This is a genomic window from Mesorhizobium sp. M7A.F.Ca.US.006.04.2.1, assembly GCF_004022915.1.
Taxonomy (GTDB): Bacteria; Pseudomonadota; Alphaproteobacteria; order Rhizobiales; family Rhizobiaceae; genus Mesorhizobium; species Mesorhizobium ciceri.
This window is the reverse complement of record NZ_RZQA01001230.1, coordinates 1-1,335: the sequence shown is the minus strand read 5'-3', so window position 1 is coordinate 1,335 and position 1,335 is coordinate 1. Positions and strand designations below refer to the sequence as shown.

Below are 1,335 nucleotides of genomic sequence, written 5' to 3'. Positions count from 1 at the left end.
GGCCGCTTCCTTCCGCGGTGACGTTTGCGACCATATCCGCGGCAAGATTGCCGCTGGCATAGACATGCGAAGCATTGAAGGGAACGCCGTTGGCGTTTTCAGGCAGTGCGGCCAGGCCGGTCGACAAGATATGGCGGAAGTTCATCCCGTTGAGGACCGAGCCGCCGACCGTGTCCGACGAGATGTCCTCCTGCAGCGAAAGTGGTGCACCCTCAAGATTGAGGGCGACCGCAGTCGCCAGCATTTCGATATGGCCGAGCTCCTCGGTCGCCGTGTTCAACAACAGGTCGCGGTATTTGGCCGGCCCGCGGCATCCCCATGCCTGGAAGAAATACTGCAAGGCCACGCGGATCTCGCCTTCTACTCCGCCGATGGCCTGCTGCAAGGCACGGGCAAAGACTGGATTGGGCGTTTCCACACGAACCGGGTACTGCAATTTCTTGTCGGTGTAATACATGGCTGACTCCTGGTTGGAAGTCAGCCGAACCTCAGCTCTGATGCATTGTTCCGTGCGAGGAACACTTAATTCCGGCAGGCTTTCCGCGGGAATGTCTCGGGCCACGGACGCTTATTCGCAATGCGAGCCGTCCAGTTCGTTGATGCAGTCGGTACGAGTGGCGCCGACCGGATCACGCGACCCTGGAAAGCAGAGCGACGTCACATCTGGCCAAGCCGTAGCGCCACCGATGATCAGTCGTGGCGACCCGGCTCTGATAAAACAGTGAAAGCTGGCTGCCTTCGATCATCACTGTCGAGTGGCCGTTCTCTCCCGGCTGGCCTGGTTCCAGCACCGGGCCGATCGAGACGTAAGGTCCAGCAACGTTATCCGCGATGGCAAAAAACACGCGTTGCCGGTTCCCGCGAAGGCCATTGGGCAGAAAGCAAGTGGCATTGAGAAGCACGCGACCGTCCGGCAATTCGACCAGTTGTGCGCCCTCAATGCCCCATTCATAGTCGGGATCCTCTCTTGTGTTGTGGTGAGGCACATCATTGTGGTCGAGGATCTTGCCGATCCGCTTCCAGGGACCGAACCATGAGTCGGATTGGCTGCGTGCGAGATAGATGTCGGGCTGCGGCACCCTGGTGAATTTTGGCATGGCGGAATAGACGAGGTAGCGCTTGCCGCCAATAAGTGCGGGATGCGGATCGTAAATGCCATCTTCCTCCGTGTCCGGGATCGCGAGGATTGCGGGGCTAAGAACCACCCACTGGAACCCGTCATTGGAAACCGCATGCTCGCAGCGGCCGCCAGACTTCATGAACTCGGTCTGGATGAACATGTGAAAGACGCCGCTTTCGTGGATGACCCCCGGAGCCGCAACACCACTCCCATTG

2 protein-coding genes are annotated in these 1,335 nt (G+C 59.3%); both read right to left on the bottom strand.

What is annotated here, in order from left to right:
• Positions 1-457 (bottom strand): manganese catalase family protein (locus tag EN925_RS36100; RefSeq protein WP_206633137.1); only part of this gene is annotated, 457 nt, incomplete at its 3' end.
• A 172-nt stretch (positions 458-629) separates the two neighbouring features.
• A partial coding sequence (locus EN925_RS36095; RefSeq protein ID WP_128337386.1) for a hypothetical protein occupies positions 630-1,335 on the bottom strand: 706 nt, incomplete at its 5' end.